Genomic DNA, 16,960 nt, shown 5'->3' with positions numbered 1-16,960 from the left:
GAAAAACAGGCCGCATGAGGCCAGATTAGAAACCCGAGACTCTCCCGAAAACTGGAGGGAATTTGGGTCTCAGGTCACGACGCACAAAAATGTGCCTTCTTGCCGGGTCGCCGAGGGCCCGCTAACCCAAGGGAAACAGGGGAGGAAGAGCATGCTCGGACGGTTGTCGCTCGAAAATCAGGTTGCCATCATCACCGGGGCCGGAGGCGGACTGGGCAGTGCCACCGCACGCCTGATGGCGGCGCGCGGCGCGAAAGTGGTTCTGGCGGATTACATTCTTGTAGCGGCGAGATCCGTTGAGGCAGAGCTGGCAGCGACCGGCGCGACTGCGTTGGCCATCCAGTTCGACCTTGGCGATGAAGCATCGATCAAGCGCATGGTTGCCGAGACGATCGACCGGTTCGGTCGGATCGATATCCTGCACAACAACGCTGCCGATCTTTCTCCCGAGGTCGGGCAGAATGATCACGACATTCTCCATATGGATACCGCACTCTGGGACCGGGTGTTCCGGGTGAATGTGCGCGGCACCATGATTGCCAGCCGGGAAGTGCTGCCCCATATGCTGGCGCAGGGAAGGGGGGCAATCGTGACGATGACGTCGAGCCTCGCCTTGCAGGGTCATATCGTCCAGAATGCCTATTCGACCTCCAAGGCGGCGCTGATCCAGTTGGTGCGCAACATCGCGGCCGCGCATGGTCCAGATGGTATCCGTGCCAATTCGGTTGCGCCTGGCCTGACCTTGACGCCGGCGGTGCGGCGCGTCTTCCCGGAGGCCGTCCGGACGCTTGTTGAAAAGGAAACGCTGCGGGACCAGATGGGGGAACCGGACGATCTCGCCGAACTGGTCGCGTTCCTGGCGTCTGATGCGGCGCGCAACATCAACGGCGAACTGATCGTCTGCGATGGCGGTCTGACGTCGCATGTGCCGGATATCGCCGGCTATCGCGCCCTCGGCAAGAAGGCAGCACCCGATCAGGTCTGATCGGTCTGCTGCCGGGACCCGGCGGGTCCGTGCTTGGTATCAGTCCCCGGTCTTGAAATGCTTGGAGAGTTTCAGGCCCTGGGCCTGGTAATTCGATCCCAGAACCGTGCCGTAAAGGGCCTGCGGCGCTTCCTGCATATGCTCATAGACCAGCCGGCCGATGATCTGGCCATGGTCGAGAATGAAGGGCACATCGTGGCTGCGGACTTCGAGAACGGCGCGCGCGCCGGCGCCGCCTGCGCTGGCATGGCCGAAGCCGGGGTCGAAGAAACCGGCATAGTGAACGCGGAACTCGCCGACCAGAGGGTCGAACGGTACCATTTCCGCGGCATAGAGCGGCGGCACATGCACGGCCTCGCGGCTGACGAGGATATAGAATTCGTTGGGATCGAGGATCAACTCGTTGCGGCCGCGGCTATAGAGCGGCTCCCAGAAGTCATAGATGTCGTGGGCGGCCTTGACGTCGACATCGATGACGGCGGAATGGCGCTTGCCACGATAACCGACCAACCCATCCGAACCGCTGCCGACAAGATCGATCGAGAGCGCGATCGAGGAGCCGGAAATAACCGGGCTTTCTGCCGCCACCAGCGTTTCCGCGAGGTGAAGCGCCAGCATTTCATCTTCCCGCAAAAGCGACTGGCCATCGCGAAAGCGGATCTGCGACAGCCGCGAGCCGCGACGGACGACGACCGGGAAGGTTTTGGGCGAGATTTCCAGGTAAAGCGGACCCTTGTAGCCGGCCGGTACCTTGTCGAACTCCTGCGCATAATCGGTGATCACGCGTGTGAAGATGTCTAGCCGACCGGTCGAGCTTTTCGGATTGGTCGAAGCCGACAGTCCATTCGGCAGGTCGAGACTTTCCAAAAGGGGCACGATGTAGACGCAGCCGGTCTCGAGAACCGCACCTTCCGAAAGATCGATCACATGCAGGCTGTGGCGCGACAGCTTGTCGGCCACGCGGCGATTGGGACCGGGCAGAAAGGAGGCGCGGACGCGGAAGGCGCGCGCACCCAATCGCAGATCCAGACTTGCCGGCTGGATCTGATCCGCATCCAGCGGCTTTTCGGACGCCAGGCGCCCCTCTTCAAAAAGCGCCCTGATGGCGCGGTCTGCCAAAATTCCAGCCATAGATGTCTCCCGCGGGGGAACCATAGGAAGGTGGAATGATTGACGCAAGCGCCGAGATCAGCTATGTCGCCTCTATCCCGTGGTGATTTGGCCGGCCGGCTTGCAGCCACGTAAAACAAGTAGCTAAAAAGGCCGGGTTCAGTGGAAACCGGCCTGCTTTTGCGGCCGGTTTTTGTATTTGAGGTGACCGGAAATGACCAAAAATTGGCGGCCTGCGACCAAACTCGTCCATGGTGGCACTCTGCGTTCGCAGTTCGGCGAAATGTCCGAGGCGATCTTCCTGACGCAGGGTTTTGCCTATGAGACATCCGAAGCCGCCGAGGCGCGCTTCAAGGGTGAGGCCGATGGTTTCATCTATGCGCGCTACGGCAGTCCGACCAATGACATGTTCGAAAAGCGGATGTGCCTGCTCGAAGGCGCAGAAGATGCGCGCGCCACGGCTTCGGGCATGGCAGCCGTCAGTGCGGCCATTCTCTCTCAACTCAAGGCCGGCGACCACATCGTGGCGGCGCGGGCGCTTTTCGGTTCCTGCCGTTGGGTGGTGGAAACGCTGGCGCCGAGATATGGCATCGAATGCACGCTGATCGATGGCAAGGACCTTGCCAACTGGGAGCGCGCCATTCGCCCCAACACGAAGGTCTTCTTCCTTGAAAGCCCCACCAACCCCACGCTTGAGGTGGTGGATCTGATCGGTGTTGCCAAGCTCGCGAACCAGATCGGTGCCAAGGTCGTGGTCGACAATGTGTTTGCGACGCCGCTGTTCCAGAAGCCACTCGAACTCGGCGCCCATGTGGTCGTCTATTCTGCGACCAAGCATATCGATGGACAGGGTCGCTGCCTGGGTGGCGTCGTTCTGTCCGACAAGCAATGGATCGATGAAAATCTGCACGACTATTTCCGGCATACCGGACCGGCCATGTCTCCCTTCAATGCCTGGGTGCTTTTGAAGGGACTGGAAACCATGGCTCTGCGCATCAAACAGCAGACCGAAAACGCCGCAAAGATTGCCGATTTCCTCGCGTCGCACAAGGCTGTCGCCAAGGTTGTCTATCCGGGCCGCAAGGATCATCCGCAGGCCGATATCATTGCCAAACAGATGACGGGTGGATCCACGCTCGTCGCCTTCGAACTCAAGGGTGGCAAGAGCGCTGCCTTCGCGGTGCAGAACGCGCTTGACGTGGTGACGATCTCCAACAATCTCGGCGACGCCAAGAGCCTGATCACCCATCCGGCCACCACGACGCACAAGAACCTGTCGGATGAAGCCCGCGCCGAACTGGGGATCACGCCCGGTATCCTTCGCCTTTCCGCCGGGATCGAAGATTGCGACGATCTGATCGAAGATTTCGACAGGGCTCTATCGGGCCTGGCCAGCTAAAACTTTATTCGACCCCGGCTGCGATCCGTGGCCGGGGTCAATCGTCCTGACGTTCGAAGCGGCTGCGAGCCGCCTCGATATCCGCCTCATGGCTGCTGATCCAGCCGATTAGCATGTTCATGAGCTTCTGCAGCTCCTGTCCGAGTGGGGTAAGCGCATAGTCCGTGCGCGGAGGAACCGTTGGGGTCACGGTCCGAACCACCAGGCCGTCGCGCTCAAGCGCCCGCAATCTCAAGGTCAGCATGCGTTGGGAAATGTTCTGCTCGGATGCGAGAATGCAGACGAGACGGCGCAACTCGGCGTAACGGTAGGTCCCGGTTTCGAGAATGACGAGGATCAGCGGGCTCCAGCGGTCACCCAGCCTGGCCATGATCTCGCGAACCGGCGCATCGCGATCATGGCGCGATCGTGACATGCGTTCGGCGAGGTCCCCCAGTGCGCGATAGACCTCCTCCCGGTCTTCGCGCTGTGCCAGTGTTTTTTCAATGTTCCGGCGCTTGCCTTCGAGATCGAAGTTCAATGGACGCTCCCCTGATCCATGGTCACCGCCTGATCCGGCGATGAAAGATCTAGAGGCTATCGGTTGTCATCGCAAGAATGCCGATGAGAGACGGTCAAGCCGGGAAATCGGAACGATTGAGGATCTCGATCAAAGTGCCCCAGGGGTCGGTGATGAAGATCGCGGTTGCCGGTTGCCGGTCGCCCGTCAGGTGAGGGTCTTCCTCCCGCGACATCGGCTTGCCCTTTCCACGGGCGATGCCCACGATCTCGATCCCGGCCGCATGGAGTGTTTCTGCAGTCGCCTGTGTATCCTCCACGGCAAAACAGAAATGCTTCATGCCCTGCGTCTTGAGGTCCGTGTTGGGGAGACGACGTTCCTCGGGCACTGCCGCAGAACCGGCAATCTCGAACAGTTCCAGACGCATGCCGCCGAGGCGGATGAAAGCGCCTCTGGCCGATATGTGGGCGATTTCGAAGGAGAATTCGTGCTCGAAACCGAAAACCCGTTGCCACCACTCGATCGCAGCTTCGCGATCGGGGACGCTGATGCAGAAATGGTGCGGCGTCACGGCAATCAATGGGTCAGCCATAGAATCCTCCCGGAAGCTGATTGAACGAATGACTAAATAAGCGTCGAGCCCGTTGGTGTCAATCGACCCGACGGACGCGGCGAAGTCATCCCGGAACGACCGTCACGCCGCTTCCTCAACTCTGCGGACGCTGGCGCTCCGGATCAGCCCAAGCCCGAGCACCGCTGCCACGATCGAACCTGCAAACATCCAGGGAGCCGGTCCGGTCAACTCGAAATGATGTGACAGATAGACGATCCCGGCGCCTGAGCCACCAATCCCGAGATAGAGGGGAATATGGCCATAGGCCCACAGGCGGAGGCGACGCCCCGATGCCGCATCTCGCACCCGCCTTTCTCCGATCGCATCGGCGCTACGGAAATAGCCGATCCAGTAGAGGAGCCCGATCGCGACGCCGAGGAGCGCAGCTACAAGAGTATCCAGGTGAAGTTCGGAGCCATGATCCAGCGCATGGACGGATGCGGCGACCATTTCTCCGAGCATGATCAGGGTGAAAAGGCCGAACCGCTCGGGAAGATGTTCGGGATGCGGCGGCGCGCGATGCGTTTCGGAGGCCACGATAAAGGGCGTGACCACATCAACGCCGAGCGCCAGAGCCCACATCCAGACCCGGACGGAAGGATCCATTGCGATCGACAGGAGCCACAATGCGCTTTGGAGCGCATAGAGGGCAGCATAGAGGTTTACGAGACGACGCAAACCAGGCCTGTGGATTTCCCTTAGATAGTTGATCATGAGCAGGATCTTGAAAGCGCCAACGCCACCTGCAAAGGCCCAGGCGCGATTTCCGAAGGCGTCGCCCGTACCATAGGCGATGAAGACCACCGCAACGATCTGCACAAAGCCGATCAGGCGCTGATCCGGTCGATCGCTGTAGAACCGACTGGCATTGAAACTGTTGCCCAGCCACAGCCACCACAAAACTAGAAAGAGAAAGGCAAAGGAAAGCAAGCCGTTGAAATCATAATGTTCGGCCAGACGTGACGTCAGGCCCGCCACCGCCACAACGAAAATCAGATCGAAGAAAAGTTCGAACCAACTCACCTTCTTGGGTTCGGCATGGGTCGTAGTGTCCGACATGGATATCTCTCCCTTTATTTGACAATGCGCTGGCTAGACCCGGGATGATACCCTGACCGATGCAGGTGTCCCCGGCTGCAGAATGGTTTCAGCGGCCGAGAGCTTCGACCACCAGAGCGGCTGCGGCGGCGCCGGAATATTGTTGCTGGCCTGTGATCAGGTTGCCATCACGTACCGCAAAGGGCTTGAACATGCTGTTGACGATGAAGTTTGTGCCGGTGATCTTGCGCGCCTCTTCCTCGATCCAGAATGGCTGGATGCGCTTGCCGACGAAATTGTCAGCAAATTGCTCCTCGCTGTTGGCGAAGCCCGTCCATGTCTTGCCATTCACCAGCAGTTCGCCGTTCGAAAGCCGTATCTTAAGCAAGATGCAGGTTCCGTGACAGACGATCGAGACGATCTTTCCGCGTTCGTAACTCTGAGCGATGAAGCGATGCAGCGCCTCGTCATCGATCATGGTGACCATCGGCGATTGTCCGCCGGCGAGAAAGATGGCGTCGTATTTCGCGGGGTCGACCTCTGTAATGGCGCGCGTTCCCTTAAGAAGGGCTGCATGGGTCGGCGAGGTCTTGAATCCGAGCGACAGGATGTCGTGAGCCGAATAGCCGGAGGCATCGTCCGGATCGGAAAAACCGTCGGCCACGAGATCGCCTCCCTTCGGACTGACGATATCGATTTCATAGCCGGCTTCGGAAAACGTCCAGTAAGGATGGGTTAGTTCGGCCCACCAGAAGCCGATCGGCCAGCCTGTCGTGGGCGATATTCCGGGATTGGCCGCAATCAGCAGCACCTTCTTGCTGTTGTGGACGTCGATGGAAGCAGACATGGTTTGCCCTTTCAGATGGTTTTGTTTTTTCGGATAAATGAAATGCCTCGGCAGCGTGTGCTGTCAGCGGTTAGAGCGAGGCCTCCTATTCCGTTTCGCAACCGGGATTGACTCGACGCCGCATGACAATTGTCGCGGTTTCAGACATGGCGGTTTCCGAATTCATGATAGTCGGGAAGAGGGGCTCGGCCCTCGACGGCGGCGAACGCCCAGTTGCGGCCCTTGCCGCGAAAGAGAGCCTGATTGATCCAGACCATGGCGAAGGGTTCGAGCAGTCGGGACTTCGTGATGTCGCCTGCGTCGAGTGGTGCAAAACCGAGATCGGCGAGCAGGGCTGCAGCCTTTTCTTTCGCTGTCTCACTATTGCCGGCCATCAGCATGGCCGGTCGATGGGGCAGATGATCGTTCTTCGCCATGATTTCGGCCCCGACCTGATTGAGCGTCTTGACCACATGCGCTTCGGGCAGCCAGGTCTGCACCATTTCCCCGCCACTGGACGTGTGGCCGACGACGAGGCCAAGAGCACCATTGACCATGCCGATAGGGTTCATGCAGTCGATGACCACCTTGCCGACTAGATCGCCGAGGCCTTTTGTTGCCGCTTCGGCCGCTTTCCAGGGCAGGGCAAAAATGATGACATCCGACATTGCAGCGGCATCGGCGGGAAGAGCTGAACGACTTCCCGTTTCCGACGCCAGTTGCTTCGCCTCTGCCGCGTCCGGATCTCTCGTGCCGATGATCATTTCGTGTCCCTTGCCCTTAAGGCCATGGGCGATAGCTGAACCGACATTGCCCGTTCCGATAATTGCGATCCGCATGGACATTCTCCCTGTTGCTTTCCGTTCGGGTAAGGTATGACGAAGCGGAATGTAGAGAAAACGAATTCGCCTAATGTCTGATTTAAGTGATTCTCAACTCAGAAGGCTCGATCTGAGCCTGCTCCTGGTGTTTCTCGGCCTTCTGCGTCACCGGAAGGCGGCACTGGTCGCGGCCGAACTCAGCCTCACGCAATCGGCCATCAGTCAGGCCTTGAAGCGCCTGCGGGATGTCTTCGGGGATCCGCTTTTCCTTCGCCTGCCTCATGGCATGGAGCCAACGGCAACGGCTCTGGCGCTGGAATTGCCAGTGGCCCAGGCGGTCTCGGCGCTGCGTTCGGCTCTCAAGTCAGCGCGTGCGTTCGAGCCGACACTGGCGGAAGGTGTTGTTCGCATTGCCGCGCTCGATGCGGAACAATCCGTGTTGGTGCCACGGTTGGTCGAACGTGTGGCGCATCTGGCACCAAAGCTGGCTTTCTCGGTGATTCCGCTTGGTCGTCGCGCGGCGGTCGAAGCGCTGGTGGATGGGCGGGCAGATCTGGCACTCGGCTATGTCTGGGAGGCGCCGGACGTCCTTATCCGCAAGAAAATCTATGATGAGTCGTTTCTCGTTGTCGGAAAACCGGCAATACTGCCGGACGCGCCGGATTTGTCACTGGATGCCTATTGCGCGGCAAACCATGTTCTCGTTTCTCCGGGCGGCGATTTGCGCGGGGTGGTAGACGACCGGCTGGAAGCGCTTGGCAGGACGAGGCGCATCGTGCTCGGACTGCCCTCGTTTTTGCCAGCGTTTGCGGTCGTTGCCTCATCCGATGCCATCGTAACCGTTCCGAGCCGGATTGCCCGGGATTTCGCGCCCGGCTTCGGGTTGGCGGTAGCCGAGCCTCCGCTCGATATACGACGCTTTCCGGTTTCGGTGTTCTGGCATCGCCGCAACGACCAGGATCCGCTGACGCGTTGGTTACTGCAATTCTTGAGGGAGTGATTGTGCGGCAAGACGCATCCGCGTCGCGGCATAATGTGGCTGAATTCTTTGCATAAAGAGTGGTACGGTTGGGTGGATTCGAACCACCGACCTCAGGAGCCACAATCCTGCGCTCTAACCAACTGAGCTACAACCGCATGACTGTCTGCGACAAATCGCATTCGTGGGGGTCACATACGGGGCGACGGATTTTTTTTCAAGCCCTTTCGTCAGGATTTTTGTCTCGAAGACGAATTCCACAGTTTGCCTGGGACCTGAAACGCGAAGGGCCGGAATGAACCGGCCCTCCGAAATCGATGCGGTCTTGCCGATCAGCCGTTGAGCTTCATGGACGACATGGCCTTTTCGGCAGCGTCCTTGCCCGGCTTGGAAACATTTTCGGCAACCTTCTTGGAGGTCTCCTGCAATGCCTTGGCCTGTTCGACAGCGAGCTCGGCCTGCTTGCGCAGGAAAGCGGTCTGCAGTTCGAACAGTTCGGAAACGGACTTCACGCCGAGCAGGGCTTCAAGATGGCTGAAGGAGTTTTCGGTGTTGGTGCGCAGCATTTCGATTGCCTTGAGGCCGAACTCGACCGAGCCCGCCTGAGCGTTCTGCACGGTGGCTTCAACCGTCTTGGAGGCTTCTTCGGTGGCTTCCTTGACCTTGGCGAGCGTTTCCTTGGTCTTCAAGGAACCCTTTTCGGCGAATTCCTTGAAGCTCTCGGTGAACTTGCTCGGGTCGAAGCTGGAGAAGGAGAAAACGTCATCGGTCTTGAACGTGGACATGCTATTACCTCTCGATAGGGCGATGGGTTGGGACGCCAAATTAATCACTGTGATTATTCTTATAGCACGGTTTATTGTGCAGCGCAACATAATAATGCGATGCAGCATGATTAACCCTTCGCAGCGATAGGTCCCGTGCCGTTCTGGACCGCCGTGCGGCGAAGGAGTATTAAGAATGCGTTAACGATCGCGCGAATGCGGCAGTTGACGTTTGTTCAGGTTCCGCGTTTTCAGGTCCGCCATGCCCCAGGTGCAATACCCATTCATCGACATAGCCGTGCATCCGGATGTTCGCGAACGTTTTGCGGCCGGTGAGGCGATCGTGCTGTTCTCCGAGGACATGAACGACGTGCTCTGGGCCAATGGTCGCGGGGCGAAACTGTTTGGCGAAAAGTTTATCTATGACCTGCTGGACAATGGACCCGACAGGAACGGGGTGGCGTTCCGCCAGCTTTCCTCGGCCGTCGGTCAACTGGCCGGCGTCGGAGATCGGCTGGGCTTTGCCATGCGCGTGGCCTCCGGCTTCCGCAGCACAACGACGCCAGCTGAAGTGAGCCGCATTGCCATCCGGCCGGGCGAGACTGTGATCATGTTTTCGGCACCGATGGCGGCGGGAGGAAACAATCCTGAGCACCGCTATTCCGCCATGCTCGAAGGGTTCGATGACCCCGATACGCACATGGCCGTGCTTGATGGAGAAGGTCGTGTTCTGGCCGCTTCGCCGCGCTTTGCAACGCTCGGCATTTCCGAGGCGACTGCGAAAAGCCTGATCGTGGCTGCCGATCGGGATGCCGATCGTCTGATCAAGCGGCCGATCCCTTCGGGTGCGGGCTATCTTCCGGCTGCGATCGGCAAACTGTCCGATCAGCCGTCGCTCAACCTGATGTTCTGTGTCGAAACCGTGCTTGGCCTGATGGATCCTCCCGAGGCGGATGCGATTTCCGCACCTGCCGAACCGGTGTTCGCGCTTGCTGAACCTGAGGATCATCCGGTTGTCGAGAGCATCCCTGAATGGAATAGTGTGGTCACCGACCAAGTCGACATCGTTGAAGCGCTGCCAGCCGATGCTGCCGCAGACGTGATTGAATTGCCGGAGACCCTGGTCTCCGAGGTGGCGGCCGACGGCATGACGGCGGAACCCGTTGCCGAGGAAACCGATGCGTTTCCGGACTCTGACATTCAGGGCGAGGCACCGCAGGCCGATGATGTTCTGGACGATGTGGTAAGTCATGCAGTTCAGCGCGAGGATGATGCATCGGCCGAGATGGTTGCCGCTGACGAAGCCGTCGCGGATGAGCCATTCGAACCCGTCGCTCAAGCCGAAGACGTGACGGAGACGGCAGCGGACATCATTGCCGATGCGGCCGCGACGGCGCCGCAAGCACATGAGACGATCGATGCGGAAAGCCCGCTCACAAGCGAACCGTTCCGGTTCGAGCCGCAGAACCGGCCGATCCGGTTTGTCTGGAAACTCGGTGCGGACGGTCGCTTTTCCGAAGTGTCGCCGGAATTCGCCCGCACTGTGGGGCCGGTGAGCGGTGATATCAATGGCAAGAGCTTTGCGTTGCTTGCCGAAGATTATGGGTTCGATCCGAACGGAGAGATCCGCGGTCTTCTGGAACGACGCGACACCTGGTCTGGCCGGACCATCCGCTGGCCGATCGAAGGCACCAACCTGATGGTTCCGGTCGATCTGGCGGCGCTGCCGACCTATTCGCGCAATCGCGAATTCGACGGGTTCCGCGGTTTCGGCATAATTCGCGTCAACGACGCGGAAATCGACAACCGCGCTATAGGCCTGTCGATCGCGGCTGTAACGGGCGGAGAGGCTTCCGAGGCTTTCGACATTACAGGCGATGGTGAACCGGTGGTCAATGCATCGATCGCGACCGAAGAAGAGCCTGTGGCTGACGATGGCGAACAGATGGCGGGTGATTCCGGTTTCGATCATGCCCGGCCTGATGAAGACGTTATGGCGGATACGCCAGATCCTTTTGCTGGCGAAGTTCCGGTATTCGCCGCGACAAACGAGGTGCCGCCTCTGGTGCCCGGCCTCTCCGAAAAGGTCGTGCTGCTTGAAGAGCGCCGCGCCAAGGCGCGTGACGGTCTGAGCCAGGCCGAACAGGCCGCGTTCCGTGAGATCGCGCGCCAGCTTGAGACGGTGGGTCGTCCTTTCGAGGATGGCGATGAGGTTGATGGCGATTTCGAGCAGGATGATGATTTTGTCTCCGTGATGGAGGAGGTCGAGGCCGCTCCCGTTTCGGCATCTGACGAAGAGCAGCCCGGTCCTTCCACCGAAGAAGGTGAGGCAGAGCAAACCGCGCATTCCGCCACTGACGCCGATGTCATCGACCTCTCGGACCGGGAGCGCGGCCTGACGGCTGCTTCGATCGATATGGTGCCGCTCGCCATTCTCATTCACGCCGGCGATGATCTGATTGCGGTGAATGCGGAATTCCGCCGGCTGACGGGTTATGACGGGATTGCAGCGCTCCAAGCTGCCGGAGGTCTGGATGCGCTTATCCTGCGCCGCGAGGGCGAAGAGGCGGGCGTTTATCTCATTCGTGCCGATGGAACCCAGTCGCCGGTGTCGGCGCGGCTGCAATCAATCCGTTACGAGGGTGTGGCGGCCCTGCTTCTGGCACTTGTGCCGATCCCGTCGGTTGCCAAACCAGTCGTCGATGATGGCGCCGATCGCAGACGTCTGGCGGCACTCTCGGTCGAGGTCGACGAGTTGCGCTCGATCCTCGAAACGGCAACGGATGGCGTCGTCCTGCTCGATACCGAAGGGCGTATCCGCTCGATGAACCGTTCCGCCAGTGCGCTGTTCAACTATGACGATGCCGAAATCAACGGCCGGCCCTTTGCCATGCTCTTTGCCCATGAGAGCCAGCGTGCGGTGCAGGATTATCTCGCGGGCCTGGCCGGCCATGGCGTGGCCAGCGTGCTCAACGATGGCCGTGAGGTGATTGGCCGCGAGGCTTCGGGCGGCTTTATCCCGATGTTCATGACCATGGGGCGGATGCCGGGATCGGACAGCTATTGTGCCGTGATCCGCGATATCACCCAGTGGAAGCGTTCCGAGGAGGAATTGCGCGCTGCCAAGCGTTCTGCGGAAACGGCCAACCAGCACAAGAGCGATTTCCTGGCCCGCGTGAGCCATGAGATCCGCACGCCGCTGAACGCGATCATCGGCTTCTCCGACATGATCGCCAGCGAGCATTTCGGTCCGGCGGGGCATGCCCGTTATGTCGAATATGCTGCCGATATCGGTCGGTCGGGGCGGCATGTGCTTGATATTGTCAATGACCTTCTCGACATTTCGAAAATCGAAGCCGGCGAGATGGATCTCGATTTCGTTGCCGTCGGCCTCAACGACTGCATTTCCGAGGCAGTGTCGCTCCTGCAGCCGCAGGCCAATACCCAGCGGGTGATCGTGCGCACCTCGTTGTCGCAGTCCGTCCCGAACGTAGTGGCCGATCTGCGATCGGTGAAGCAGATCGCGATCAACATTCTGGCCAACGCGATCCGTTTCACCCAGCCGGGTGGACAGATCGTGGTGTCGACGGCCTACGAACCGTCGGGATCCGTGTCGCTGAAGATCCGCGATACCGGTGTCGGCATGTCGCGGGCCGAGCTTGAACAGGCGATGAAGCCCTTCGGCCAGGTTTCTCCGGGCAGTCGCAAGCGTGGTGATGGAACCGGGCTCGGCTTGCCCCTGACCAAGGCCATGACGGAAGCCAATCGGGCGCTCTTCTCGATCCATTCCGCGCCCAACGAGGGAACGCTGGTGGAAATCACCTTCCCGCCGCAGCGCGTTCTTGCGAATTGAGGCTGGTGATATTAGAGCATGATGCTCAACTTTACCCGCGATTGATGGGTGGTCGGCGCCGGGGCGAATGGCTTAGGCGCCGAGAACATGAAGCCGGACGAGAGCGTTGCCAGATCAAGCAAGCCAAGCCTTTGCGGTGAGCCCGCAGCCCCTTCGCCGGTGGCGGTCTCCTCTGTTGCAGATCGCTGTGATCTCGGTATCCTTCTTGATTGCGCTGCCGATGGCCGCCATTCTCTGGATGGGCGTAACGGCCGGCACGGATGATCTGCCGCATCTTGTCGAGACGGTCCTGCCGCGCGCGCTTGGGCGGACATTGACGCTCATGGTGCTGATTTCGCTGGCGACAGGCATCACCGGCATCCTCACCGCCTGGCTGACGGTGGCCTTCGATTTTCCGTTCCGGCGTATCCTCACAGTCGCTTTGGTTCTTCCGCTGGCGATGCCGACCTATCTTGCCGCCTATGCCGCCGGCGAGGTGTTCGATTATGCCGGCCCACTGCAGAGCCTCCTGCGAACCGTCTTCGGCTTCCACTCGGCGCGGGATTACTGGTTTCCCGATATCCGCACGACATCCGGCGCCGTCTTCATCATGGGGTCGGTGCTCTATCCCTATGTCTATCTTTCCTGCCGTTCGCTGTTCCTGCTGCAGGGGCGTTCAGCGGCCGATGTTGCCCGGACCCTGGGCGCATCGCCAATGAGGGTTTTCTTCACCGTGCAATTGCCGATGGCGCGACCGGCGATCGCCGCCGGCTTGACGCTGGTGGGCATGGAGACGCTGAACGACATCGGTGCGGTCGAATATCTTGGCGTCAACACGCTTACATTCGCCATCTACGACACCTGGCTCAATCGCGGCAGTCTGGCCGGGGCGGCGCAAATTGCTTCCTTCATGCTCGTCTTCATCGGCGCCCTGATCGTCATAGAGCGCCATGCACGTCACCGGCAGCGGTTTCATACCGGCAAAGCCGCCCAGGCGCTGATCGACAGCACCCGTGTTCGCCCGGCAAAAGGCTGGGGCTGGCTGATGACGCTTGCGTGCCTCGCACCTGTGATCGGCGGATTCCTGATGCCGTTTCTGATGTTGTCGAGCTATGCGATCAAGCGTCTCGACCTCTTCGGGTCGCCCGCCTTGTGGAATGCGCTCGGCAACACGGTGCTGGTCGGTTGTGCGACGGCAATCATCTCGGTCGGCTTTGCCTTCCTGCTTGCATATTCGGCTCGCTTGGGTCGCAACCGCGCGACCGGCATTGCCGCGAGGATTGCGGCATTCGGCTACGGTATCCCGGGAACCGTACTGGCAATCGGTGTGCTGATCCCGCTTGCGGGGATCGACAATCTCGTTTCCGCGTTTCTGCGCGATGTCTTCGGTTTGCGGCTTGGCCTGCTTTTGTCAGGCACGATGTTTGCCATCGTTTTCGCACTCACCGTGCGGTTTCTCACCATGGCGGAAGGAACGGTGGAAGCAGGCTTCCAGAAACTGCCCGTCAATCTCGACCATGCGTCGCGTACGCTCGGCCGCACAAGTAGCCAGACACTCTGGACCATTCTTGTCCCGTCCATGCGCCCGGCAGTGCTGACGGCGGCCCTTCTGGTCTTCATCGAAACGATCAAGGAACTGTCGGCCACGATGCTGCTCAGGCCGTTCAACTTCAATACGCTGGCCACGCTCGTCTATGAGGACGCGTCCCGCGCAAAGGTCGAGGATGCCTCTGTGCCGGCCATGATCATCATCCTGGCCGGGCTCATTCCGGTGATGATTGTCTTGAGGTCACTGGAAAAAGGTCGCTAGGCCGCCGCCAATCAGGTCGGCAGCAGCCCCTTCAGACCTGCGGCTGTGTATTTCAACAATGTCGAATAGGCGTTGTCGAGATTGTTGGCGGTGAAGCGGCCGCCGGACAGGGAATCGAGGCGGCGATTGGAGGAGACGGCCTGCAGCATCAGCTGGAGGCTGAAGGAGAAGCCGCGCATCAGTTCTTCCTCACTCAATCCGGGCAGAAGCGGGCGCAGCCGCTCGATGAAGAGATTGGCCGTCTCGTCGAAATATTCCTTCAGCAGGTCTAGCCAGCGGTTGGTCAGCGCCAGTTTGGAAATGACATGAACATAGGCGCGCCAGCCATCGTCGCCGCTTTGCATTTGCTGAAACAGAGGCAGCATGAAGGCGTCGAGCAGGCTTTCGACCGTGACATTGCCGCTTTCTTCAAGCGCACGCAGACGCTCGCGACGCATGTCGTTGAGCAGGTGAACGCGTCTCGCCACCACCGCGGCAAAGAGATTGTCCTTGGTGCCGAAGTGATAGCTCGCAAGAGCCAGGGTGACATCGGCGCGGTTGGTGATATCGCGCAGCGATACGGTGTCGAACGTCTGCTCACCGAACAGTTCCTCGGCCGCATCAAGGATTTTTTCCTTGGTCTGGTCGCCGTTGGCGCGTGTCATAGGTGCGGTGCCGCCCCGCTTTGCTTGCTTCAGACCTGCCTTCGACACTGCGGACTCCCTTGATCAATGTGATTCGATTATGCCTTCGGGCGCGTTTGGTTTCAATCGTCCTATAGACGAGTGCTCTTTGGATGTATCGATGGAACCGATAGGTGCTCTCAGACACAAATCGCTTTACCGCAATTGGTTGAGTGTTTAAATAAGCTCATGAGGCGTCGCCGGTAGGAGGGCGGTGCAGGTGTAAGGGCTAGCGCCCCATCGCCGACGAAACATGGGGGGAATTCATGACTGACAAGATTCTGTCTTCAATCATCGATGGCCAGATGAGCCGCCGTTCTGTGCTCAAGAGTGCGGGCAAGGTCGCGGCTGCATCTGCCGCCATGAGTTTGCCGTCGTTCAACATCGTGCGGGCGCAGGAAGCGACGATCAAGATCGGCTTCATCGTGCCGCTTTCCGGTATTCGGGCTTCGTTCGGCGAGTCGACGCAGTTCACAATCGACAGCGTCCGCGAACATCTGAAAGACGGTATCGAGGTTGGCGGCAAGAAATATGCCGTCGAGATCATCGTCAAGGACAATCAGTCGACCCCGACCCGTTCGCTTCAGGTTGGCAACGAACTGATCCTCAACGACCAGCCGGATATCATTCTGGTTTCGGATGCCGAAGGCGGCACGGCGATCGGCAACCTCTCTGACGCGCGCGGTATTCCGCAGATTTCGACGGCAGGTCCCTGGCAGGGTTGGGCCTTCCAGCGTGGTTACGATCCGGCCAAGGGCTTCCCCTTCACCTATCACTTCTTCTGGGGTGCGGATGAACTGGGCGCTGTCTATGCCAACATGTGGAACGGCATGGAGACCAACAAGAAGGTTGGAACCCTCTATGCCGACAATGATGGCGGTCGTGCGATGTCGGATCCGGAGCGCGGCTTTCCTGTCGCCTTCAATGCGGCAGGTTTCGAGGTTATCGATACCGGTCTCTTCCGCATGGATACGGATGATTTCTCCACCCAGATCGCGAAATTCAAGGAAGCCGGTGTCGAAATCGTTGCCGGTCATGCCTTCGAAAATCATCTCGCAACCTTCTGGAACCAGGCGGCGCAGGTCGGCTTCCAGCCGAAGATCTGCACCATTGCCGCCGGTCTGCTGTTCCCATCGTCTGTGAACAACCTCGGTGTGCGCGGTGATGGCATGTCGACCGAAGTCTGGTGGACACCGGCCTTCCCGTTCAAATCCTCGCTCACCGGTCAATCCGCCAAGGATGTTGCCGATGCCTATACGGCAGCGACCGGCAAGCAGTGGACCCAGCCGCTCGGCTATGACCATGCCTTGCTTGAGGTGGGTATTGCGGCGCTGAAAGCTTCGGGCGATCCGAAGAACAGGGTGGCGATCCGCGATGCCATTGCCGGCCTGACGCTGGATACGGTTGTCGGCAAGGTCGATTTCAAGAATACGCCGCTGAAGAATGTCGGCCTGACGCACATTACCGGCGGCCAGTGGCAGAAAACCGGGGATGCGAAGTTCCCCTTCGATCTCAAGGTCGTTGACAATTCGACGAATCCGGATGTTCCGGTTTCCTCGCAGTTGCTGCCGATCGCTTATTGATGAGATAGTTGTTGAGGTTTGGCGGGCGGGTGCCTGGTG

Annotated in this window: 14 protein-coding genes, 1 tRNA gene and 1 riboswitch; of the genes, 6 read left to right on the top strand and 9 right to left on the bottom strand. The window is 59.6% G+C overall.

Annotation, left to right across the window (positions count from 1 at the left end):
* The first annotated feature begins 151 nt into the window (after nt 1-151).
* The gene (locus Q4481_RS11925; protein WP_304376563.1) at nt 152-985 is read left to right on the top strand and encodes an SDR family NAD(P)-dependent oxidoreductase; all 834 of its coding nucleotides are present in this window, start codon (nt 152-154) and stop codon (nt 983-985) included.
* A gap of 39 nt (nt 986-1,024) precedes the next feature.
* On the opposite strand, the gene Q4481_RS11920 is transcribed toward Q4481_RS11925, so the two are convergent.
* Complete coding sequence (locus Q4481_RS11920; RefSeq protein WP_304376562.1) at nt 1,025-2,140, bottom strand: 2'-deoxycytidine 5'-triphosphate deaminase; 1,116 nt, start codon at nt 2,138-2,140, stop codon at nt 1,025-1,027.
* Between the two features lie 45 nt (nt 2,141-2,185).
* A riboswitch (SAM riboswitch) is annotated at nt 2,186-2,264 on the top strand.
* Between the two features lie 45 nt (nt 2,265-2,309).
* Between Q4481_RS11920 and Q4481_RS11915 the strand changes: the two genes are divergently transcribed.
* Entirely contained in the window at nt 2,310-3,494 is a 1,185-nt protein-coding gene (locus Q4481_RS11915) for an O-succinylhomoserine sulfhydrylase (protein WP_304376561.1), read from the top strand.
* Between the two features lie 37 nt (nt 3,495-3,531).
* Here Q4481_RS11915 and Q4481_RS11910 read toward each other — a convergent pair whose 3' ends face one another.
* The 5 genes from Q4481_RS11910 to Q4481_RS11890 form a co-directional block, all read right to left on the bottom strand.
* Nucleotides 3,532-4,014, bottom strand: coding sequence for a winged helix-turn-helix transcriptional regulator (locus Q4481_RS11910; protein ID WP_304376560.1), 483 nt, complete (start codon nt 4,012-4,014; stop codon nt 3,532-3,534).
* A gap of 94 nt (nt 4,015-4,108) precedes the next feature.
* Nucleotides 4,109-4,585, bottom strand: coding sequence for a VOC family protein (locus Q4481_RS11905; protein WP_304376559.1), 477 nt, complete (start codon nt 4,583-4,585; stop codon nt 4,109-4,111).
* Nucleotides 4,586-4,687: 102 nt separating this feature from the next.
* Complete coding sequence (locus tag Q4481_RS11900) at nt 4,688-5,665, bottom strand: low temperature requirement protein A (RefSeq protein WP_304376558.1); 978 nt, start codon at nt 5,663-5,665, stop codon at nt 4,688-4,690.
* An 88-nt stretch (nt 5,666-5,753) separates the two neighbouring features.
* Nucleotides 5,754-6,491, bottom strand: coding sequence for a type 1 glutamine amidotransferase domain-containing protein (locus tag Q4481_RS11895; protein WP_304376557.1), 738 nt, complete (start codon nt 6,489-6,491; stop codon nt 5,754-5,756).
* A gap of 140 nt (nt 6,492-6,631) precedes the next feature.
* Nucleotides 6,632-7,309 carry an NADPH-dependent F420 reductase gene (locus Q4481_RS11890; protein WP_304376556.1) on the bottom strand — a complete coding sequence of 226 codons (678 nt, stop codon included), beginning with the start codon at nt 7,307-7,309 and terminating at the stop codon, nt 6,632-6,634.
* 73 nt (nt 7,310-7,382) lie between these two features.
* Here Q4481_RS11890 and Q4481_RS11885 point away from each other — a divergent pair, with 73 nt between their 5' ends.
* Nucleotides 7,383-8,291, top strand: coding sequence for a LysR family transcriptional regulator (locus Q4481_RS11885; protein ID WP_304376555.1), 909 nt, complete (start codon nt 7,383-7,385; stop codon nt 8,289-8,291).
* Nucleotides 8,292-8,351: 60 nt separating this feature from the next.
* On the opposite strand, the gene Q4481_RS11880 is transcribed toward Q4481_RS11885, so the two are convergent.
* Nucleotides 8,352-8,428, bottom strand: a tRNA-His gene (locus Q4481_RS11880).
* Between the two features lie 174 nt (nt 8,429-8,602).
* Entirely contained in the window at nt 8,603-9,055 is a 453-nt protein-coding gene (locus tag Q4481_RS11875) for a phasin (protein ID WP_304376554.1), read from the bottom strand.
* Between the two features lie 241 nt (nt 9,056-9,296).
* Between Q4481_RS11875 and Q4481_RS11870 the strand changes: the two genes are divergently transcribed.
* Nucleotides 9,297-12,887, top strand: a complete 3,591-nt coding sequence (locus Q4481_RS11870) for a PAS domain-containing sensor histidine kinase (RefSeq protein WP_304376553.1) — start codon at nt 9,297-9,299, stop codon at nt 12,885-12,887.
* 220 nt (nt 12,888-13,107) lie between these two features.
* Entirely contained in the window at nt 13,108-14,676 is a 1,569-nt protein-coding gene (locus Q4481_RS11865; RefSeq protein WP_304376602.1) for an ABC transporter permease, read from the top strand.
* A gap of 11 nt (nt 14,677-14,687) precedes the next feature.
* On the opposite strand, the gene Q4481_RS11860 is transcribed toward Q4481_RS11865, so the two are convergent.
* Nucleotides 14,688-15,368: a TetR/AcrR family transcriptional regulator gene (locus tag Q4481_RS11860; protein WP_304376552.1), complete on the bottom strand. Its 681-nt coding sequence runs from the start codon at nt 15,366-15,368 to the stop codon at nt 14,688-14,690.
* 236 nt (nt 15,369-15,604) lie between these two features.
* Here Q4481_RS11860 and Q4481_RS11855 point away from each other — a divergent pair, with 236 nt between their 5' ends.
* A complete protein-coding gene (locus Q4481_RS11855; RefSeq protein ID WP_304376551.1) occupies nt 15,605-16,921 on the top strand; it encodes an ABC transporter substrate-binding protein in 1,317 nt (438 codons plus the stop codon).
* Nucleotides 16,922-16,960: the final 39 nt, after the last annotated feature.

It is taken from the genome of Fluviirhizobium alvei, assembly GCF_030551875.1.
Taxonomy (GTDB): Bacteria; Pseudomonadota; Alphaproteobacteria; order Rhizobiales; family Rhizobiaceae; genus Rhizobium_E; species Rhizobium_E alvei.
This window is presented reverse-complemented; position numbering and strand designations above follow the sequence as displayed.